General features: G+C 52.9%; 10 protein-coding genes. 8 read left to right on the forward strand and 2 right to left on the reverse strand.

Going from position 1 to position 18591, the window contains the following annotated elements; genetic code table 11:
• The 3 genes from VN577_18445 to VN577_18455 all read left to right on the forward strand — a co-directional run.
• Positions 1-210, forward strand: a 210-nt coding sequence (locus VN577_18445) for a hypothetical protein (protein ID HWR16813.1), incomplete at its 5' end; no start/stop codon positions are given.
• A 226-nt stretch (positions 211-436) separates the two neighbouring features.
• Positions 437-1882, forward strand: a complete 1446-nt coding sequence (locus VN577_18450) for a neutral/alkaline non-lysosomal ceramidase N-terminal domain-containing protein (protein ID HWR16814.1) — start codon at positions 437-439, stop codon at positions 1880-1882.
• A 24-nt stretch (positions 1883-1906) separates the two neighbouring features.
• The gene (locus tag VN577_18455) at positions 1907-2809 is read left to right on the forward strand and encodes an EamA family transporter (GenBank protein HWR16815.1); all 903 of its coding nucleotides are present in this window, start codon (positions 1907-1909) and stop codon (positions 2807-2809) included.
• A gap of 12 nt (positions 2810-2821) precedes the next feature.
• Here the strand turns inward: VN577_18455 and VN577_18460 are convergent, their stop codons facing one another.
• Entirely contained in the window at positions 2822-6418 is a 3597-nt protein-coding gene (locus VN577_18460; protein HWR16816.1) for a polysaccharide lyase family protein, read from the reverse strand.
• 97 nt (positions 6419-6515) lie between these two features.
• On the opposite strand from VN577_18460, the gene VN577_18465 reads away from it, so the two are divergent.
• The 4 genes from VN577_18465 (at position 6516) to VN577_18480 (ending at position 14120) form a co-directional block, all read left to right on the forward strand.
• Positions 6516-8537 (forward strand): alpha-glucuronidase family glycosyl hydrolase, encoded by a 2022-nt coding sequence (locus VN577_18465; protein HWR16817.1) that lies wholly within the window; start codon positions 6516-6518, stop codon positions 8535-8537.
• A gap of 123 nt (positions 8538-8660) precedes the next feature.
• The gene (locus VN577_18470; protein ID HWR16818.1) at positions 8661-10823 is read left to right on the forward strand and encodes a DUF5916 domain-containing protein; all 2163 of its coding nucleotides are present in this window, start codon (positions 8661-8663) and stop codon (positions 10821-10823) included.
• 26 nt (positions 10824-10849) lie between these two features.
• A complete protein-coding gene (locus VN577_18475; protein HWR16819.1) occupies positions 10850-12928 on the forward strand; it encodes an alpha-glucuronidase family glycosyl hydrolase in 2079 nt (692 codons plus the stop codon).
• A 256-nt stretch (positions 12929-13184) separates the two neighbouring features.
• On the forward strand, positions 13185-14120 hold the full coding sequence (locus VN577_18480; GenBank protein ID HWR16820.1) for a hypothetical protein: 936 nt from the start codon (positions 13185-13187) through the stop codon (positions 14118-14120).
• 220 nt (positions 14121-14340) lie between these two features.
• Here the strand turns inward: VN577_18480 and VN577_18485 are convergent, their stop codons facing one another.
• A complete protein-coding gene (locus tag VN577_18485) occupies positions 14341-14517 on the reverse strand; it encodes a hypothetical protein (protein ID HWR16821.1) in 177 nt (58 codons plus the stop codon).
• A gap of 627 nt (positions 14518-15144) precedes the next feature.
• On the opposite strand from VN577_18485, the gene VN577_18490 reads away from it, so the two are divergent.
• The gene (locus tag VN577_18490; GenBank protein ID HWR16822.1) at positions 15145-18402 is read left to right on the forward strand and encodes a TonB-dependent receptor; all 3258 of its coding nucleotides are present in this window, start codon (positions 15145-15147) and stop codon (positions 18400-18402) included.
• Positions 18403-18591: the final 189 nt, after the last annotated feature.

An 18591-nucleotide genomic window follows, 5' to 3' on the forward strand; every position in this document is an offset into this window, starting at 1 on the left:
ATTCTGTATAAGGTCGTAATTTCTCAAACAATGATCGTTCATCGATTATTGTTTGAGGTGAGGGGATACGGTCGTTTTGAAAGCAGAGCCTTGGAACATTGCAGCAATGCGCTTCTCCTCGGGTCTTCCCTTCGGGCGTTGGCACAAAAATCAAGCTTGTGGGCACCGAAAGGAATTCATCCGGCCCTGTGTTGGCCGGAGCTGCGGTAACCGGCGCGAACGTTAATGCCGGCGAGGCTAGGAACAAGTGTTCAACTTACGATACGGTGTTGCCGACGACAATAGTAGTTGAGGTGAGTTTCGGACTTAGCCGGCTCAACCAGGTCTATCAGCAGAGAAGCGAGATGGCTGTTGCCCGAAGCGGCCGTTGCCGCGTGCCAACCAAGAAAGGGCTGCGTATGCAGCCCTTTCTTGTCACTTAGGGAGCTTATAAATCATGGACCGTTCTCATCAGCATTCGAAAAACGGAGTCGGTTTGATAGCAGGGACAGCTCGAAGGAATATCACGCCACCGGTAGGCGCTCCGTTGCTCGGCACCATTCAAAGATGTACGGGGATTCATGATGAATTGTATGCACGCGCACTTGTACTTGGGGATGAGTCGCAACTCGTCGCGTTCATAAGCTTGGATCTGATCGGAATGGACTTCGGTCTGGCAGATGAGATCCGTGAAGCAATCCGCAAGTCCGCTGGAATTTCGATGAGCCTGGTTCACTGCACCCACAACCATTCGGCGCCGTTCACGATTCCATGGAGCGTTTTAGGGCCACGCTGGCTCGCAGGCCCCGGTCGAAAGTGGCGGGATTCCTTGCCGCAGATAGTTGCGGAAGCAGTTGCAGAAGCGAAACGAACTGCCATGCCGACGAAACTTTCGGCGGGACGCGCACCGGTACAAATCGGTTCCAACAGACGGCTTCGGACCTCTGAAGGCGTAGTGATGAAGCCGAATCCCGACGGCTCGGTGATTCCGTGGGTTGACGTGCTTCGAATCGAACGAATTGATGGAACCAAGACTGTTTTGTTCAGTCACGCTGCTCATCCCGTCATCATTCACGGGTCCAGTCGATTGATCAGCGCAGAATTCCCGGGATTCGCAGCAGGGAAATTAGAAAGTGTTCTGGGCGAGGGAAGTATCGCCCTTTTTGGCCAAGGGTTCGCTGGAGACATCAATGGGAATCCTTTGCGGGGCGGAATTGATGCGGCCAAGAGCGCCGGTGAAGAACTCGCTCGTGCCACACTCGCTGCTCTAGAAGACTGCGAGCCCATTACCGAATCTTCTTTCCAGATCAGGTCTGTGCGGATCGATATTCCGCTTCAAGCGTTGCCATCCCGTAGCGAGTGCGAAAAGTCCCTCAAGGAAGCTGAGGAAAAGCTTGCTCAGTGCAATCAAGCGGATTTAGCGAGCGACGAGCGCCTCTGGGACCTACAGGATTTGGTCGGAGTTGCGAAGAGCCAGGAAGAATCCTCGGAAGCCGACGACGTCCAACCGATGGAGAAGCAACCGTGGTGGCGAATGGATACTGTGCTTTGCCTTCAGGACTTGCTGTTGAAGGTTGATGCACGGGCCGAAACGCCACTTCGCTTTGAGGCGCATGTGCTGCGAATTGGAGATGATTGGGGGTTGCTCGCGACCACTCACGAATTGTTCTCGGAATACCAGTTGCGGCTGGAAGAAAACGTTCCTACGAAACACAAGATGATGCTGGCATACACGAATGGTTGTGAAAGCTATATACCGATGGACAAAGACCTGTCGCTCGGAGGGTACGAAGCTTCCAGTTTCCCAGAAGACGGTGCTGCATTACGTTACCGGCACCGCCGTGCCGTTCGGCCAGGATGTGAGCAGAAGGTGATGGAAGCGCTGCGGGCGGTGTGGAAGTAAGCGGAAGAGCACATAGGAGGCTTGATGGTCATCGGCTATCTCTATGCAGTCCTGGCGATGTTGAGCATTGGCACTCTCGGTATTCTGAGCAAACTGGCCGATAAATGGCGCTGCACGCCGCTGAACACAACCCTGGTGTTGTTCGGGGGCTCGACTGTCTTCATGGCAGCGTATGTTGCTTTTGTTCAACAAGCATCTCTGGTACCTCCTTTTGCGGTAACGTCGACGGCTCTCTTTTTCGGGGCGCTGGCGGTCCTGGCCTTCTGGGTTTTTCTGTACGGCCTCCAGTTTGGAAAAATCACCAGCAGCTGGATTTTCATGAATCTTTCTGCAGTCGTTCCCGCCACGCTTTCGACGGTGCTTTATCACGAGAAAATCAGCGCGCTGAAAGCACTAATCCTCCTGCTGGTGGTCGCTTCCATCATTTTGCTGTGGAAAGACAAGCAGCAAGAGAGCAAGGCTGCGGAGAGCACGGCGGATGTTCCTGTGCGTTCGAATGTGAAGATTTGGATCACCGCGATGTTGGCTGCGTTCTTCCTCAACGGCATCTGTCCTTTCGGGTTGCGAGTTCTCGCAGGACGCGGATTGGCGGAGCAATATACTGCACCTTACCTGGTGTATTGGTATCTGGCAGGATTCCTGTTCGGGCTGCTTGGACTAATCCGATCGCGTTCAACGTTGTCGAGACCAAATTTGCTGATCGGGCTCGTAATGGCGGTCGCGAGTGTGGGCGGACAGTTCTTCATGGGACTTGCGCTCTCGCACGGAGTGCCGGGCAGCGTTGTGTACATGCTCGGAATGGGCGCAAGCATGTGCGTTGTGGTTTTCGGCGGCGCCATCTTCTTTCGCGAACGGATCGGAGCATTGGCAAAGGTTGGTATTACCGTTGGGCTCGCGGCAGCCATCCTGCTGGGAGCCGCGGGATAACGCTACTGCACGTTAGTTGGCAGGGCCCTTAGATAGTTCTCTCGTCGATAGGACGATGGTTTTGATCTGGTAGCGCTGCAACGGAACCGTGAAGGAATTGTCGTGCCACTCAACTGTTCCTAAGTAGTTTCCCAAAACGGATCCTGCAAACGCGCTCTTCAGGTGCACTCGTGAAAGCACAACCTTCGCAGTCACCGCTTCCGGCGTGAAATTTTGGACGCGAATCAGGTACTTCCCCGCTTCGTCCATCGGCGTCATTCCGATGATTGCCACTCCTCGCGGTGAAGCGGACATGAATCCAGTTCCCGAGGCCGGAAGGCTTGGCGTCCATCCCATGTTGTAATGGCGAAGCACAGTGAGTGGATTGCGTTCTTCGGCAGCGAGAGAAAAGGCGTCAGCCGCGACAAGATCTTTACCGCTGCTGATTGCGTAATGGAATTGGAACTGTCCACCTTGATGGCTGGGAGTGTCGGTGTACCAGTAATTGTTCATGGCGTAGGAGAAGACTGTGCTGCGATCGATTTTGATGGATTCCGGCCACAGCCCGCGATTGATGTCTTGCAGTGTGACGAGCGGCGCCTCTCTGGTTGCAAACGCAACGTTTATGTTCTTACCTTCTGCCCAGACGCCACCTTGCGTGGCGAACCATTGGCGGTTCGCGCCCGGCAACATGTCACGTTCTGGGTCGACCCAAGCCGTGGCCCCTTGATACATCATGCGAGGCTCTTCTAGCGCGAAGGGAAACGCAAAGTAAACTGCTTCTTTTTGTAACGTGTCCTCTTTCTCAATGCTGTTGTCGAAAATGATTTTCTTTTCGTTGCTCGGCAGGGTGATGGTGGTTTTGATTGCGGGCGTATTAGTGTTCTTCGCAAGGGTGGTTACAACGATGCCCCACGGAAAACGCACTGCAGTTGGTGCCCTTATTAACTTGGGCTCATGAACTTGAAGCTCGGGAAGGGGAAGCGTTATGTCAGCTGCGAGGATGCGATTGTCCTTCAGACTCCCCGGACGGAAGTTGCCAGGATCCCCGCCTGTTACGTAGAGATGCTCGTTGAGCTTATACGCCGAGGCTGGATCGACAAGGTCGGCATTCGTCGTTTTGTCGATCAGATCAACAATGGCGCCGCTGGTCGAATCCAGTTTTACACGATAGAAGTCGTTCTCAATCATTGGAGATCGCGGATCGAGGTCGAGTGGCTCGCCATTGGGAACAGAGCCCTTGGCGATCGGATAAAACCTGTACCCTACACCCGGAATGTCGCTCGCCCAGCAGCGCACCTGCTTGTATCCGAACGATTGCTGAATAGTGCCACAGGGAATCGGCCTCGAATTAGTGGGATCAACCAGCATTTCATCCATTTCGAGTTCAAAGTCGAAAAGGTCGCTTCGTGTCCAGCTTTCGCTGTTGAACACTACGGCGCCGGGCCGCCGGTCATCAATCAATTCCGCGATTTTGTCCAACGCGATTAGGCGAAGATCGCTGGAGGTCTGGTTTGCTGATTCTGCCCAGGACCGATGTGCGGCTTCGCCTCCGAGGGTTCTATAGCTGTAGGGGCGACGGAAGGAATTCGCATCGCTCCAGACGTATGAGTCCGCCAGCAGGATATTTCTCCATGTGGATTGGAACGGTTGCTCCTCGAATGTCAGATCGGGATTGAGCCACTGAGAAACACTCTCAAGTTTTTCGGCAGCAACGATCTGTGTCTGTGCTGCCCGAATTGTTGCCGCTGTGCGGGCGTCCGCTCCCGCTTCGTCTTCCCAATAAGAACCTGCGTCACCGCGGAGCGTTGTTATGCTGTCGCTGAAATTCTTGGTGATGTGGGTGAAGAAGTCGCGTTGCGTGCCCGCGATCATCTTCGGGAACTCATACTCCTTGTTCCATAGGTTCAATACATCGGCATCGCCCCAATACCGCATCGGGATCTCGTCGTTGTGGAGTCCGAACAGAAGCACGGCGTCGAACGGAAAGTCGGCGCGCTCGTACTGTGACAGGAACAGCGGTAAGGATCTCGTCATTCCGAAGAGCGAGGGAGCATATTGTCTTCGCTGCACCGATTCTTTGTTCCAGCCACCCCAGGTGATGTCGTCCACGGCCGTATAGGAAACGCCACTCCAGACGAGGATTTTGGATCCGGTGGGACTCTCCCAATAAAACGGTGACTTGAAATTCAGGAGACCAATGGGATTGAGCGCACCGCGAATGGGATCGCTGCCGTTGGTGAAGTATTTGATGCCGGCGTCGGCCAGAATCTGGGGTAGTGCCCATGTGACCGACGGTTCGTCCGTTTGCGATGCGGAATCCACGGGAAACCCATGCGTTTGGCCCGCACGCAAACCGAAGTCGAGGCTACGGAACAGTTCTTCTGCTGAGCATAATCCAGTGAAGAAGTTCGCATACAGTGCGTTGATTCCCCACTTGCCGCTTCGTAGATAGTCGAGGACCTGGCTTGATTTGTTCGCTGGCCTGGTCGCGAGGTAAGACTCAAGGTTCGCAGACGCGTCGAGCGTATATGAATAATCAGGGTAGGCCTTTTGAATCTCGAGCGTTTTGTCGATGAACCGGTTTTCCCATTCCAGGGTGCGCGCAGGGAAGTCGTTGTAGCCGAAGTCTGCCTGTTCCATCGGCAGCGCGTAAACCTTCCATTTGCGTTTTGGCTCGAAGGTGCCTTTCCAGACGGGCTGCGAATATCCAGAGAGGGTTAGCGTTGCTGCCGATGGTTTATCGAGGTCAGGTACCTCGACTGAAATAAAGACATCGCCGGGTGCACTGTGCTGGAATTGTCGTTCGACCTGCAAGGAATCTGCTTTCAGCGTGAGTTTTCTGCTTCCTAACTTTTTCTGGCTTCGAATCCGTATGTCTACCAGTTCCACCAACCCGCCCCCACTCTTCTTATAAAGCACACTCGGAGTGACTTCGGCTGTCACGACTGAATCGAGTTCTTGCGCCGAGTTGTTGGACAGTGACAGATAGTCGAAGTAGATGCCGAAGCCGTCCTCAAAACTCATCGTGAGGGTATTTCGCCCGGCTTGAAAGAGGCCTGAACGCAGTGGCAAATCTAGCGATTCATATCCGAAGTACTGAAGATTGCCGTCTCCTTCACCGCCGTTTGGCCACCACAGCTCCGGAGCTGGACGAGGGTTCAGCAGGTAAGTGCCTGCTGATTGTTCATTAATCACTAAAACGAGCCTGGGTGTGGCCGCACGCCGATACCGAAAAATCATCCCGAGGTGGAGCGTGAAAGTGCCGCGAGCAGCCGTGAGTTTGAATGTGATCGTCGACTGATGCGTGCGTCCGGTTTGTTCGTTGGCGCTCCTCGATACCCAGCCTTCCTGCATTGTGCTGGCGCGAACCTGGTTGTCCAATGATCCGGGCTGGTAAGCCGGCCAATATTTTGCCGAGTTATTCCCGACTTCGAATACAACATTCCCCTGCGGAAGGTTGGCAGTGTCGAACTCGCGAAAGGATCCGTCTTTCACGCCGATCGTGAAGACTTCGTGATTTGTCGGAATCGCGGGTTGGCTTCCAGCAAGCGAAGGGTTGCCGAGGAGAACAACCATGAATAAGATGCCGAGACTTATGCATCCGAGCCGAACACGATGATCGATCATAGATCAGATTCTACTTGCAATGTCCTGTTAAATGAAGTACAAAGTCGCCTACATCGGTTCATGATCGTTCAAACAAGAGTAGTTTGGAGCAGGCTCGATGGTCAGATCTCTTCCACGCCGTTCGTTATTCGTAGTCGTTGTCGTGTGCGGCCTCCTGTGTTGCTCATTAGAAGGACAGACGAACAGCCAGAAGTTGGTTCTGTCGGAAGCGACAGTTCGAGTGGATCCGAGCGAACCGAGCTATGTGCAATACGCAGCAAAGGACCTGACTTTGTACTTGTCCGGTATCACCGGGCAGTCTCCCAAACGCAAGAATGAGAAGAGCGGCGGCATAACGATCATTTTGGGGGAGAAAGCAGGGCGGAGTGCCGGCGTGGATCTCGGTTCACTGGATGATTTGGGCAACGAGGGGTTCCTGTTGCGGACCGTCAATCAGCGCGGCTCCAACTATCTAGTCGTTGCCGGACATGATCCCCACGGCACCAATGCCGGAATCGCAACGCTGATCCAAATGATCCGTGCCGATGGCACAGCTCCCTACGTAAATGGTGCTTTGGATGTGCGTAGCAAGCCGCAGTTTGCTGTCCGTGGTATCCACCTTAATGGATGGCCGCTGAAATACCCGTACGCCTTTCGCACATGGAAAGAAGAAGACTGGAAGCGATTTATTGACATCGCATGGGCGCAGAACGTCAACCTGTTCTATCTATGGCCTTTTATGGAAGTGATTCCTTTGCCCCTCTCCGCAGAGGACCGCGCATACCTTGAGGAAGTGAATCGTGTGGTCGAGTACGCGCAGAAGGAACGCGGAATGCAGGTCTGGATCATGCAGTCTGCAAATCGCATCGGCGTTACTGATTGCGGTTCTGCCGACCCAAGATATCGGACCTACTGGGTTGTTCCTGAATGTCAGAAGGACATGAATCCGGCAGACCCGAATGATTTCGCGTACATCATGAGTCATTTCGAGGCGCTTTATAAGGTGGTCAACAACGCCGACGGCTTCTGCATGATCGACTCTGATCCGGGCGGATGGCCAGGCAGTCCGCTGAGTGATCAAGCCAAGATCTTCAATGGGGCTCGGAAGTTGTTGAACCAGTACAGCGTTCATAGAGAACAAACAAAGTTGATCGATTGGATGTGGATAGGGTGGGGACGGCATCCGACGGGCGAGGATAGCGGCAAGAAGGCTGTCGATTTAATGCAGGACACGATTAAGAACTTTAAGAATATGGTGCCGGAACCATGGGAACTGATCGCCGGAATATCTCCGTACCTGGAATCTGCCAAGAGGGAATCGGTGTTGGATAAAACGACGTTCCTGGAGTATGGAGCGATCGAAATGGAGCCCGCGTTTCCCGCGACTAATACCGGGTTCGCGCCGGTCCAAAAAGTATTCGAAAAGGCCGCGGAGTATCCCGAGTTGAAAGGAATCATGGGGAACAACGAACTCATGGTCCTGCAACTGCCGCGAACTTTCTACTTCTTCAAAACGGCATGGGATTCCGGTTACAAAAAGCGCGATGAACGAGATGTCCTGCTCGACTTGGCTGAACAACTCTATCCCGGTCAGAAGGACCTGATCGCCGATGCCTTTGTAGGTCTGCGGGAATCCGACCCAGTAAAAGTTAACGCTGCCTTGACGGGCATTTCGGGTCTTGTGAATGCGCCCAGCGCAGTTCGCGCGGGAGCACTGAGTCGCTTCCTATTCCCGGATGCGCTGGCCGTCGCGAGAAATCTGGAAAAGCAGCTCCAGATCAGGGCCGCTCGTCAGGACTTCATCAAGGCCATGGACGGTACTCCCTCCGTACAGGAATCCAAACGCCTTCTGGAAGCGTATTTTGATCGATTGCTGGCGTGGAATCATGAGACGGGCTGGGACAAGATGATCGACATCACCATCTGGCGAACGCCGATTTACGAGCAGGGCAACGATCTCACCAAAGCGATGACGAAACTTAAGAAAGTGCTCTCGCAGGGCAAGTCGTACACAACATATACGCAGATCGATGACTTCCTCGCAGTCATAAGCGGAGATTTGACGAAGAAGTACGGTCGGGATTCGGTCATGATCGGTTGCGTTGAACCGTTCAAAGTATCGATGATTCAAGGATGGTAAGCGATGGTTTCCTGGCCTTCGAAACGCACTTTCAGTTTCCTGTTTTCTCAGAACGTCGGAGGAGTTCTGGCGACTCTCGCGTGCGTTTTTGGATGGTCTGGAACTGCGTCCGCACAGACTGAGATGCCGGCCCCAACGCTCGTCATTCCCCATGTTACTCATGCTCCAACGCTAGACGATTATGCCACTGGTAGACCGCGCGAGCGGGAGGTTGAGATCACTGAACTTCGGCAATGGACTCCGGGTGACGGCGACCCAGCAAGTCAGCCGACCAAAGTCTATTTGTCGTACGACGATAAGAAGCTCTTTGTTGCTTTCGTCGCGAAAGATGATCTCAGTAAGGTTCGTGCTCACAAAACCAGACGTGATGACATCGGGGATGATGATTACGTCTGCGTAAACACAGACACCTTTCATGATCATCGCCGTGATTATTTCTTCTGCAGCAATCCTCTGGGCATTCAGATGGATGGCATCACAACGGGTAATGAGGATGATCTTAGCTTCGACACGGTGTGGAGTAGCGATGCGCGGTTGGTTGAAGACGGATTCGTCGTCTTAATTACCATTCCATTTCGAAGCCTGCGATTTCCCGGAGTGGAACAACAGCGATGGGGCATCTCTTTGGGGCGGGCAATTATTCGGAATAATGAGACAGTATTCTGGCCTTACATCACCCAGCGCATTCCAACTTTCCAGACGCAGTTCGGTCACGTGGAGGGAATCGAGCGGGTATCGCCTGGACGAAACTTTCAAATCAATCCGTATGCGCTATTTTCCGCATCTCGAATCCTTGATACTCCACCGACCGGACCGACATTCCGCACTGGAACAGACTCCCGAATTGGAGTGGATTTGAAGGCTGTGGTCCGTGACGCGTTCACTTTAGATGCCGCGATCAATCCCGACTTCAGTCAGGTCGAATCCGATGAGCCGCAAGTCGCGGTGAACAGGCGATACGAAGTCTATTTTCCCGAAAAGCGACCGTTATTCTTAGAGAATGCCGCGTTTTTCGCTACACCAGAGCAGCTCTTTTTTTCTAGGCGAATCATAGATCCAGAAGTCGGGGCACGCTTTACGGGTAAGTACGGTCGTTGGGCATTAGGATTTCTCGGCGCGGACGACAGAGCTCCCGGCCAGTTACTGGATCGTTTGGATCGTAATTTCGGGCGACATGCTCTCAATGCGGTTGCTCGCGTTAGTCGCGAGTTCGCGTCCGATTCGCACTTTGGAATGTTCCTGTCGACATCTCAGTTTCCTGTGTCGTCGAATACGGTTGCCGCCGTCGATGCTCGATTAAAGCTGACATCAAACTGGTATTTCGACGGCCAAGTCGCACGTAGCAGTACCAGTAATTCGGGCTTACAGACTAACGGGTACGATTACGTTGCGAAGCTAAATCACGACAACCGCCACGGCTGGTCGCACACCAGTTTTTTCGATCGCAGCCCGCGTTTTCAGGCACAACTGGGGTTCATTCCACGAGTCGACGTTAGACAGATACAGCAAAGCTTCGGATATTCATGGCGTCCGGAACGCAAAGTTTTTCTTAGCTATGGCCCGCGACTGAATGCTCTCGTCAATTGGGACCACGCCGGACATTTACAAGATTGGGAAGTAGCACCAGAATTCTCCGTCGAACTACCAGGGCAAACATTGCTTGGAGCAACGCACGCCGAGGCCTTCGAGAGGTACCAGGAGGTTGGCTTTCGCAAGCGACTGACCTCGTTCTATGCGTCGACTCAAACAACGCGGTGGTTAGCGTTAAGTTCCGCATTCAGCTATGGAACCGGAATCAACTACTATCCAGCGGCTGGTCTGTCTGCATGCTCCGCGAAATCGTCCGATGGGGCCCTTCGGCTCACCGTGCGCCCGAGCGCGCAATTGAAGCTTGAGCAAACGTATCTGTACACTCGTTTGGCCGAGACTCCGTACACCACGCATGTTCCAGGGTCGCCAGCGCAGGTGGTGTTTTCGAACCACATTGTTCGTTCCAAAGCAAACTATCAACTCAGTCGAGAGATGTCTTTCCGGCTCATTCTGGACTACAACGCCACTTTGCCGAATTCCAACCTGGTGTCTCTCGAGAGATCGAAACGATTCGGGGGGGATTTCCTTTTCACGTACCTTGCCCATCCCGGTACCGCTATATACGTTGGCTACACCGATATTTACGAGAACCTGTTGATCAGCGCTGCGCAACCACAAATAACACGGCGTGCTTTTCCGGGCACCGGGGTGGAACGCCAGTTCTTTCTGAAGCTCAGCTACTTGTTCCGGATGTGATTCGCGAACTTGGGATCGCCTGCATCATGACATTAAGAAGAATCCTTTCGACTGGCATCGTTACGGCAAGCATTGTCTTTAGTTGTTTGACAATTGCAGATGCCGCTCAACCTTCTACAGCACGCATCAGTTTGGCACCCGCCCAATCCAACATTCTGGTCGATACCGCGGAACCATCGTACGTTCAGTACGCGGCGAACGATCTTGCTAATTACCTGCAAGAGATCGGCCATGTAGCTGTAGCGGTGAGGGCGAAACGCGGTACAGCCTCAAATAAAACCATTATTGCAATTGGCCGGGCGATGGCTCACCAAATCGGACAGGACGCCGGAGTGTCGTCGGAATTGGGTGACGAAGGTTACGTGATCCGATCTTTTCAAACCGATGGCACAGCGCAAATCATCGTTGCCGGATACGATCCGCACGGGACGAATGCCGGCGTCGCGGCACTCTTACAGATGATCCGTGCGGAGAAGAATGTGCCGTTCCTAGACGGTCCCGTAAATATCCGCAGCAAGCCCAGTTACCCAAAGCGCGGTATCCATCTGAATGGATGGCCGCTGAATTATCCTTATGCATTTCGATCGTGGAAAGAAGCGGATTGGAAACGATTCGTCGATATTGCGTGGGCGCAGCGGATTAACCTTTTTTATCTATGGCCGTTCATGGAGATACTTCCCGTTCCGTTATCCAAGGAAGATGAAGCTTACCTGCAGGAAGTGCAGCGGGTCGTCAATTACGCCAAGAACGAACGCGGCATGGAAGTGTGGATCATGCAATCCGCAAATCGGATTGGTACTTCAGATTGCGGAACACCTGATCCTCGGGTTCGCCCCTACTGGGTGAATGAATGTCAGAAGGATATGAACCCCGCGGACCCACAGCAATTCAGTCGAATCATGACGTCGTTTGAGGCGTTCTACAAAATCGTGAACAATGCCGATGCCTACTGCATGATCGATTCGGATCCTGGTGGCTGGCCGCAAAGCCCCATCAGCGATCAGGTGAAAATCTTGCAGGGTGCCCGCAAACTTCTGGATCAGTACAGCGTTGGAAAATCGAAAACGAAACTGGTTGACTGGATGCACGTCGGTTGGGGGCGACATAAGTTTTTCACCTCGACCGATTCTGTGGTCGCTGCTTATGACTGGACTGACAAGAACCCGGATGAAAGCGACGTCGCGTTCATGGGCGAAACGATTCGGTATTTCAAAGCTCATATGCAGGAGCCTTGGGATCTGATCGCCGGCCAACCTCCGTACTTGTCCGTGGTTCAACAGGAACATGTGCTGGGAAAAGCAGTTTATCTCCCGTATGGCGCCATCGAACACGAGCCTGCTTTCCCCGCGACGAATCTGGGCCAGGAATCAGTGAAGAAGGTGTTCGACAAGGCAAAGAGGTATCCCGGCCTGCTCGGAGTGATGGGGAACAATCAACTAATGCTGCTTCAATTCCCGCGCACCTTCTATTTCTTTTCGACGGCGTGGGACGCAGAGTACGAGAATCGGCCTGAAGCGGAAGTGATGCTCGATCTCGCCGGCCAGCTTTATCCCGAGCATCAACAATTAATTGCGGATTCATTCCTGGCCCTACGGGAAACCGAAGTCGCAAGAATCAACGCAGCATTGAAGGGTGTGGATCAACTTCTTCAAGCGGGCGACGCAGGCCATGCCGGAGCGTTGGGAAGACTTCTGATACCAGATCATCTTTCGATTTTGCGCAATTTGAAGATGCAACTCGAGATCAGAGCAGCGCGCCAAACTTTATTAGAAGCAATGCGTGGTAAGCCATCAATCGCTGAAAGCTCTGCTCTCGTGGAGGACTATCTCGACAAGCTTCTCGCCTGGAACAAAGAAACCGGGTGGAACAAGATGATTGAGATTACCGTGTGGCCTCGCCCCATCTACGAAAGCGGAAAGGATTTCACCGAGGCTATGTACCGCCTGAAACAATTGCTTGCTCAAGGCGCTCCATATACCAGCTACGCCAAAGTGGATGCATTCTTTGCAGGCATTAGCAAATCTCTCCTCGAAAAGTACGATCAAGACTCGGTGATGGTCGGATGCGTTGAACCTCTCAAGGTGGCCGTGCTCCAAGGTCAATAGTCGCCCTATGAAAAAACAATCGAACCTTATCTTTTGCAGACGCGCAAAGTGGCGGGGACGTGCAGCTTACGAACTGGGTAACGGAGCTCTTTCGTTAACCGTCCTGCGTGGTGGGGGGCATATTGCTGATTTTCGCCTTGTACACGGACCGGACGTCAGCCCTCTGTGGGTTCCTCCTTGGCAAACGATTGAACCCTACGAATACTCTGAAAGAGCGCATAAAGAGAAATATGGCACCATCACGGAAGGGAAACTGTTGTCCGGGCTTGTAGGCCACAACATCTGTCTGGACTATTTCGGTTCGCCTTCCCCAGAGGAGTCGAAACTGGGACTTTCACAGCACGGAGAAGCGCCATCATCGAAGTGGAGCGCGACAAAGGTATCCGCTACAGGGGATACCGCTGCACTCGAGATGTTTGTGAGGTTGCCGATCGCCGGCTTGGACTTCAATCGCCAAATTCGTCTTTCGAAAAGCGAAAACGTCATCTATTTCACGGAAACTGTTCGTAATCTTCGAAAATCGGATCACTTCTTTCATTGGACGCAGCATGTCACGTTAGGGCCGCCGTTTCTTTCGGCTGAAATGGCTACCACTTCAATTCCCGGCAGGAAGGCGATTACTTTTCCGCATGGATATGACGAGGGCAAGGCGCTGCTTGCGTCAGCGGAAAAGTTTGAATGGCCAAAGGCGCCCTCGATGGAGGGTCCAACGATCGACTTGGCAAAACCGTTTTCGCACGATGGTCTCGGGTTTGTAGTTGCCGTGCTGCTGAATAAGAACCGCGAGTTGGGCTTTATTGGTGCCGTTAACCATGATCTGGGCCTTTGTCTTGCTTATTGCTTCAATCGAAATGATTTTCCCTGGGTTGCGGTTTGGGAAGAGAACCTCGGCATTGAGGCCGCTCCATGGAAAAAACGAACGAAAGCACGCGGACTTGAGTTCAGTACTACACCGCTTCCAGTGCATCGCCGGGAATCCTTTCTATCGGGGCACGTCCTGGGCGAGCCGACGAACACTTTCATTCCGGCACTTGGAACAAAGACCGTAAAGTACGCAGCTCTCCTGACGCGAGTACCGCAGGGATTTGTTCAACTTAAAGATGTTGTCATAGAACGTGATCGCGCTGTCTTGTTCGGCAATGGGCAGTCCGTCAGCGTCGACGCTTTAGGTATCGACTCTCACCTGCGTTGAACGCCACTCAAACATCCACGAGGAAATCTTGCACCCAATCCGCAACGGCTTTGCTACTGAAAAACAGAGAATCGTCATCGTCCTCGGCCCACCCGGCTCGGGCAAAGGGACACAATGCAAGAGGCTCGCGCAATTTCTGAGAGTCCCTCACCTGTCTACTGGTGATCTGCTCCGTCAGCATGTCGAGTCTCGTACGAATGTCGGCAGAAAGGTCGAGGAGTTACTGAAGCGAGGTGTGCTCGTTCCGGACGAAATAGTGATGAAAGTACTGCGTGATCGTGTCACTCAGGCCGATTGCCTGGGCGGAATGGTACTGGACGGCTTTCCACGAACCGAACGGCAGGCACATCTTCTCGACGATTGCCTCCATGCGACGCGTGGCGGAACTTCTATGCATGTTTTCAGGCTGATTGTTCCAGAAGCGGTGATCATTCGGCGTATTGCGGGACGGCGAACGTGTCCAACCTGCGGGTGTATATTCAGCGATTGTTCAGACAGGATTGAGAACGATTTGAAATGTGATCGCGATGGATCTCCACTTCTCGTGCGAGAAGACGATAAGGAAGAGACCGTCAGGTATCGGCTCCAGATTTTCGAACAAGAGATTTCAGCACTAGTGGGTCACTTTGCCAAGAAGGAGAAAGTGATCGAAATCGAGGCCGATCGGGCCGTGGAGCAAGTCACTCAAGCAATATTTGCCAGATTTTGTCCGACCGCATGAATTGATCGAGGGGTCCCGACAGAACTATATGAGCGCGGCATGTTCCTTTTCAGGAGCTTCTCACAGTTTCCCAGTTGGATTCGCCTTCTACTACTTACCTTCCCCGCTCTGGAAAATAGGACCGACATCATCATCGCATGAATAATAATCTATCAATAGTATCTTAGCGCTTGACAAGATTTTCCGGTTCTGGGTAAATATTGTAGTGATTGATGATCGTTCATTGTTCATATTAATGTAATTTCCGGTTCCTGCTGATATCGGTCTAAAAATCGTGATTCTTGAACATCGAGGAGGGCTCCAATGCTCTTGGGCAAAATAGTTGTCCCCTTGTTTCTTTTGATTTGCACCCCTTTTGTTTTGCTGGCTCAGGAGGCCGGAATTGTCGGAACTGTCACCGATCAATCGGGTGCCGTGGTTTCGCAAGCTACGGTAACTGTGACGAACCAGGGAACTGGCGAGTCCCACCAGACGAATACGAACAACGTCGGACAGTACAGAATTCCCAATCTCGAGGTGGGTAGCTACGAGGTTGTAATCGACAAGGCAGGATTTCGTCGGGGCGTTGTTGAGCGAGTCCGGCTTGAAGTCCAGTTGATCAGCCGCGTTGATTTCACTTTGCAACTCGGAGAAACGACGAACGAAGTCAGGGTTACCGCCAACCCAGGCTCTCTTGAGACAGAACAATCTGCGATAGGGACGCTGCTGGATAACAAGATGGTCACCGAGACCCCGCTGAACGGTCGAAATTTCCTTCAGTTGCAGACTTTGTTGCCCGGCGTTACTCCCGGCAGGAACGGCTTCTTCTCCGCTGTGAAGATCGACGCCCAGACGACCGATATCGGAGGAGGAGCGTTCTCGGTGAACGGGCAGAAGCCAATCTACAATGACTTTCTCCTGGACGGGGTCTCTTTCCAGGAATGGGAAAACAACACCAACGCCTTCAACCCTTCCATTGACGCGATCGAAGAGTTCCGAACGCAAGGCAGTAACTACAGCGCTGAGTTTGGCATCAACGCCGGCGGTTTAGTCAATATGGTGATGAAGTCCGGCACGAACCGCTTCCACGGCAGCGCGTACGAGTTTATTCGGAATGACAAGTTGGACGCAGCCAATTACTTCACTAACTTCTTCGGCCAACCAAAACCTCCGCTCCGGCGCAACCAGTTTGGAGGCACTCTGGGTGGCCCAATTGTGCGGGACAAAACTTTCTTTTTCGCCAGCTATGAGGGCTTCCGTGAGGCACGTGCCCAGACCCTCAGTGGCACATACCCAACAGCCGCAATGAGAACGGGTGACTTTTCCGAGTTGCTGAATCTGCCGAGCCCGATTACGATCAGCGACCCAGTAACCGGTGTTCCTTTCCCAGGAAACATTATTCCGTCGAATCGTATATTGAGTTTTTGGCCGGCATTCCTGTCCAAATATATTCCCCTTCCGAATCGTCCGGGCCTCGATCAAAATTACGTTATCGCTCAAACTCATCACAACGACATCAATCAAGGGATGGCGCGCGTCGATCATCGATTGAGCGGGAAACTCTCACTGGATGGGCATTACGTCTACAACCAGGTGACGGACTTGCCGGTATCGCTCAACCCCACGTTCGGTTCGTCGCAGAACAGCCGAGCCCACAACGTCATGCTGCATGCTGCATACGTCCATAGCCCCAATACGATCATCGACTTCCGCGCCGGCTACTTGCGGTTTTGGCAGGACCTGAAGGGTAATCTCGAGGGTACAAGCCCATACATTGCGCGTGACGTGATGGGAATCCACGGAATACCGAACGATTCCCGTTCCTCCGATGCCCCGTTTTTTAGCGTAGCTGGCTTCGATGCTCTCGGATCTTCCAATATTTCGTTGCCTCGAAAATGGATTAACGAGCGGTACGAATACCGCTTCAGTGTCTATTCCCACCACAATCAGCACGACCTGAGCTATGGCCTCACAGCGACGCGGCTGCATAATACCTTTCAAGAGAGGATCATACCCAACGGACTGTATTTCTTTAACGGTATCTTCAGTGGCTACGCAATGTCCGACATGCTGCTTGGAATTCCGAACACCTGGATAGGTGCGCCGGATGAGTTTGATCCGAATTTTCGCGCGTGGTCGTTCTCGCCCTGGGTTCAGGATGATTGGCGTGTAACCACGAATCTCACCTTGAATATTGGATTACGTTATGAGTGGATTGGACATCCATACTCGGCAAATGACGAAATCTCGAACGTTCGTTTGCCACCGGGCGGAGGTCTCGCCACAGTAGTAATGCCAGGCCAATGTATACCAGAGCTTCCCAGCCACCAGTGTTATCTAGGTGGTCTAACGGTGAACAAGCCCGCAACTCGCAGCACCCTTGCTAACAACAATAAGAACTTTGCACCTCGCATCGGCTTCGCCTATCGCCTGGGTGACCGAACGGTAGTGCGATCGGCATACGGCATCTTCTTCCAAAAGGAGTTCATGGGGAGGAGCACGATATTGGCAACGAATCCTCCTTTTGTTGGCGCTTTTACCGTCAACAACACACCGGAGACGTTCCAAAACTTCAGCTTTACTGATCCCTACGCGGGCCTTTCGCAAGGTGGAAAGCTCGGGTTTGAATACATTCCAGAGCATACTCCGAACGCATACCTGCAGTCGTGGAATCTCGCTGTACAGCGCGCGTTGGGAGCGGGGATAAACGTAGAGGTAGCTTACGTCGGCAACAAGGGAACTCACCAGGAAGCAAACACCGTTCCTAACCAACCACGTCTTCCCGGTCCAGGGGACCTCGATTCCAGACGACCGTACACTAACGTATCGGGAATTGCTGGCGAGGAATCGATAGGGAACTCGTCCTATAACGGCTTACAGATCAAGGCAGAGAAGCGGTTTTCGAACGGTCTGTCTTTCTTGTCGTCCTATACTTGGTCGAAAGCGTTTGCTTCCGGTTGCGACTTCCAGTTCACTGTCACGCCTGGTGGTGGTTGTGTTTCGAATCAGTACGATCCGCAATCCGCCCGGGGGCTGGATCAGAACGATCAGCGGCATCGCTTCACGCTGAGCTGGTTGTATGCACTTCCTCTTGGCAAAGGACGGTTTTTCTTGTCGAATGCCTCGGGTGCCGTCGGCAAGATCGTCTCCGACTGGCAGCTCGGCGGAATTGTCGCGGCCGCATCTGGGCAGCCCCTCACTCCGATCCTTACCTTTGATAATCCAAATGTTGGTGCGCAAATCGCGCTCCCGGATGTCGTTAGCAATCCGAACAAAGGGCCCAAGACGATCGAGGAATGGTTCGACACGAGTGCTTTCCAGACTCCGGCCCCCTTCACGTTCGGAAGCGCTCGGGTTGCCAGCATCACTGGCCCCGGGTCGGTGAACGTGGATTTTTCGATCTTCAAAAGCATTCCCATCTCAGAAAGTTTGAAGCTTCAGTTCCGCTCTGAATTCTTCAACCTACTGAATCACACTAATCTCGGAGATCCAAACACCACGTTCGGCACACCGCAGTTTGGAAAGATCTTTGGCGCCGGACCTAGCAGGGAGATTCAATTCTCACTTCGGCTAGAGTTCTAGTGCCGTGATCGCATGATCGAGTGGATTTTGACTCGGCTTGTTGTGGATGAAATTCCACGAACCGTGTGATCGAAACGAAACTGAGCCCGAGTGTCTCTCCCAGAGAAACTCGGGCATTCATAGCGAGATTCCGACCTGCAGGCCTTTCAGCGGCTTGTATCTCCAGATTGGCAGAAGGACCAGCGTCAA

It is taken from the genome of Terriglobales bacterium (assembly GCA_035561515.1).
Taxonomy (GTDB): domain Bacteria; phylum Acidobacteriota; class Terriglobia; order Terriglobales; family Acidobacteriaceae; genus DATMXP01.

Excerpts from the sequence above, each read along its gene's own strand:
- VN577_18450 (HWR16814.1), top strand. The coding sequence starts at position 437 with ATGGACCGTTCTCATCAGCATTCGAAAAACGGAGTCGGTTTGATAGCA.
- VN577_18455 (HWR16815.1), top strand. The coding sequence starts at position 1,907 with ATGGTCATCGGCTATCTCTATGCAGTCCTGGCGATGTTGAGCATTGGC.
- VN577_18460 (HWR16816.1), bottom strand. The coding sequence starts at position 6,418 with ATGATCGATCATCGTGTTCGGCTCGGATGCATAAGTCTCGGCATCTTA.
- VN577_18465 (HWR16817.1), top strand. The coding sequence starts at position 6,516 with ATGGTCAGATCTCTTCCACGCCGTTCGTTATTCGTAGTCGTTGTCGTG.
- VN577_18470 (HWR16818.1), top strand. The coding sequence starts at position 8,661 with ATGCCGGCCCCAACGCTCGTCATTCCCCATGTTACTCATGCTCCAACG.
- VN577_18475 (HWR16819.1), top strand. The coding sequence starts at position 10,850 with ATGACATTAAGAAGAATCCTTTCGACTGGCATCGTTACGGCAAGCATT.
- VN577_18485 (HWR16821.1), bottom strand. The coding sequence starts at position 14,517 with ATGCATAGAAGTTCCGCCACGCGTCGCATGGAGGCAATCGTCGAGAAG.
- VN577_18490 (HWR16822.1), top strand. The coding sequence starts at position 15,145 with ATGCTCTTGGGCAAAATAGTTGTCCCCTTGTTTCTTTTGATTTGCACC.